This is a genomic window from Ilyomonas limi, from assembly GCF_005233845.1.
Taxonomy (GTDB): Bacteria; Bacteroidota; Bacteroidia; order Chitinophagales; family Chitinophagaceae; genus Ilyomonas; species Ilyomonas limi.
This window is the reverse complement of the sequence record NZ_SZQL01000054.1, coordinates 1-2,364: the sequence shown is the minus strand read 5'-3', so window position 1 is coordinate 2,364 and position 2,364 is coordinate 1. Positions and strand designations below refer to the sequence as shown.

The window sequence follows — 2,364 nt, the reverse complement described above, 5'->3', positions numbered from 1 at the left end:
TGATGCCATACTTTTGAGCAAGCTGTCTGAAGCCCACTCCCTGCGTTAAATACTCTGTAATAATTTGTGTTTTTAAATCCATAAATAGGCTGTTTTTTAGTCAACCTATTTCAGGACGAGACATTACCAACTGCTTAGCCCATGTTCGTCAGCCCGCATTGTGGCAAACCGCTGTTGTACGCATGCCCACGCCATTAAAGGCATTTATTGGATGTCGTATGGAGGTGTTTCCAGTTCCTTGTCATTTGGCAGCCGGTCATTGTTAATCTCTTCAATCAAGAAAGTCAAGTGTCTGCGTACTTTTTTTGTAGTGCAGTCAATACAAACGACTTGGTTTGAAACTACATAGACGTCATTAATGATTTGATGTGCATTCGTGGCTGCAAACCAAAAACCTTCGTCGAAGTTTCTATGAAAGCTTGTCATTGGCGCGGAGTCGTAGTCTTGCTATTTACCGGTGTCTTGTTCCTGCTGCACTTGTCGCGACACAATTTCCTGGTCGAAGTAGTCTTCCGTTAATGAGGCAAGTTGTCCGGCGCTGCATGTATAACAAGCTCCTTTGTCAAGACACTGAACTGTAATCTCGCCTAGGAGACTTTTGTCTTCTTCGTCGGCGATTGTGAAAGCAATCCAATTATCAAAGGTTATTTTCTCGTACCAGCTTTCGTCTGCACGAACGCAACAGTAAAAGATTTGCCTTTCGCCTATTTGTCCTAATAACTCCAAAATATGATGCTGTCTAATTTGGGTTGCGTACAACGCCCACCGGCTTGCTGCTGTAGCGGCACGCTTGCACGTCAGATTAGATAAAGATATAAAGTTTAATAGAATTCCTGTTGTTCAGCCGAGACTTGTCAGCCGCTAGTGGCAGCAAACCGCATGTTACCAGCCGTGTTTTGTCAGTCAGCATGTTTCAGAAAATAATGAATTGCATAAATGGCATTCATGCAATGGTCGTTCCAGTGATTGTCAAAACTCCACTTCAGATGCCACAGTGCGTTCTGCTTTACATCATCATCTGCGTCGTCGAAGCCGGTCAGGAAAGTTTTTATATCCTTGTACATATCTCCTAAGTCGTCTACCAGGTCTCCGCACACGGATGCAGTGTCGCTATGGTCTGTCGGGTCAAACACAATCCAATAAAAGGGGCCACGCAATCTTTTTCTGGTAAAAGAAAGAAGGTCTCTGATGTCGTCGTCTGAAATGTCAATTTCTGCTATATCTCTGTCGGGTAAGTCAAAGTCCGGCAATGTCCGTGCGAAGGTGTAAAGCTCAATCAGCTGCTTTTGTATGTCTGAGATGAATGATTTGTAATTATCATTTTGGTGTGTCTCAAGAAAAGTGCAGAAATTTCTTGCTCTGTCAACAAACGTTATGAAGTCCTTCGTCTTAGCGATATTGTCAACTGACATAAAAAATTAAATGCGTCAAAATAATATGGCTGGTAACGTTCACGGCTTGCTGCCGGAGCGGCACTCAGTGCACGTCAGCCCAAATATAGCTATAAAGAATAATAGAATTACTATTGATGATTGGCTTCCGTCAAGCCGCTTATGGCAGCAAGCCGCTTGTTAGCCGCCGCTATTGTCATCAAGAAGTTTGAGTTGTTTTATTTTGTCAAAGTGTTTGCGGTTTAAAGTGTCTAAAGTAAGTCCATTTGCAACTGCTGTTGCTGCAATAAACAGGTCAGCCTTTTCAATCGTTTTTCGTAGCTTTTTCAAGTCTCGTTGTATCTCAACAGCTATGTGTGCAGCCTGACTGTCAAAAGGAAGTACAAGAATTTCGGAAAGCAATTCCGTCCAAAAAGTCAGTTGTGCTTCAGTTGCACCGCTGTAAACTTCAAACTCTGTTACAGTTGAAATAACAAGTTGGTCAAACTGCTCTGAAAGTTGAACAAGTCTTGATTTAGATTTGTCAGTTTTTCGAAAATAGTCAATCAACAGCGTTGTGTCAATCATAAGGGTTCTGTCCGCCATTGGTTGATTGATTTGCGGGTTTCTTCAATAGTGTGAATCTGTTCGTCTGTGAAAACAGGTCCGTTTAAAAGCAATTCTGTCAGGCGTGACTTTTTTATAGCTGGTTTAACTGCTTGAGTCAATTCTTTTTGAAGCTTTGCCTTTTGTGTAGGTGAAAGTTGTCTAACTATAGCTACCAACTCATTGAATGGTATTTGTACTTTTACTTCCATGTCCAAATTTACGAATTCTATTCCAGTTGCAAAATTACTCTGCATGTGGCGGCTAACGTTTATCAGCTTTGCGAAGGTTGGGCATTCAATGTTCGTCTGCTGAGCCTATGCACAAAAGCCAAATAGCGATTTACAGTTTAAATTTATTCCGTCTGCCCAACTTTTGCAAAACTGCT

At 41.9% G+C, this 2,364-nt stretch carries 3 protein-coding genes; all 3 read right to left on the bottom strand.

The features are described 5' to 3' along the window. Positions 1 to 899: 899 nt before the first annotated feature. The 3 genes from FC093_RS23480 to FC093_RS23470 all read right to left on the bottom strand — a co-directional run bounded on the left by FC093_RS23480 (position 900) and on the right by FC093_RS23470 (position 2,233). Entirely contained in the window at positions 900 to 1,412 is a 513-nt protein-coding gene (locus FC093_RS23480) for a DUF5063 domain-containing protein (protein ID WP_137264263.1), read from the bottom strand. Between the two features lie 159 nt (positions 1,413 to 1,571). Then, positions 1,572 to 1,976: a type II toxin-antitoxin system VapC family toxin gene (locus tag FC093_RS23475; RefSeq protein ID WP_137264262.1), complete on the bottom strand. Its 405-nt coding sequence runs from the start codon at positions 1,974 to 1,976 to the stop codon at positions 1,572 to 1,574. After that, positions 1,955 to 2,233 (bottom strand): hypothetical protein, encoded by a 279-nt coding sequence (locus FC093_RS23470; protein WP_137264261.1) that lies wholly within the window; start codon positions 2,231 to 2,233, stop codon positions 1,955 to 1,957. The genes FC093_RS23475 and FC093_RS23470 overlap by 22 nt, the downstream gene beginning before the upstream one ends. Positions 2,234 to 2,364: the final 131 nt, after the last annotated feature.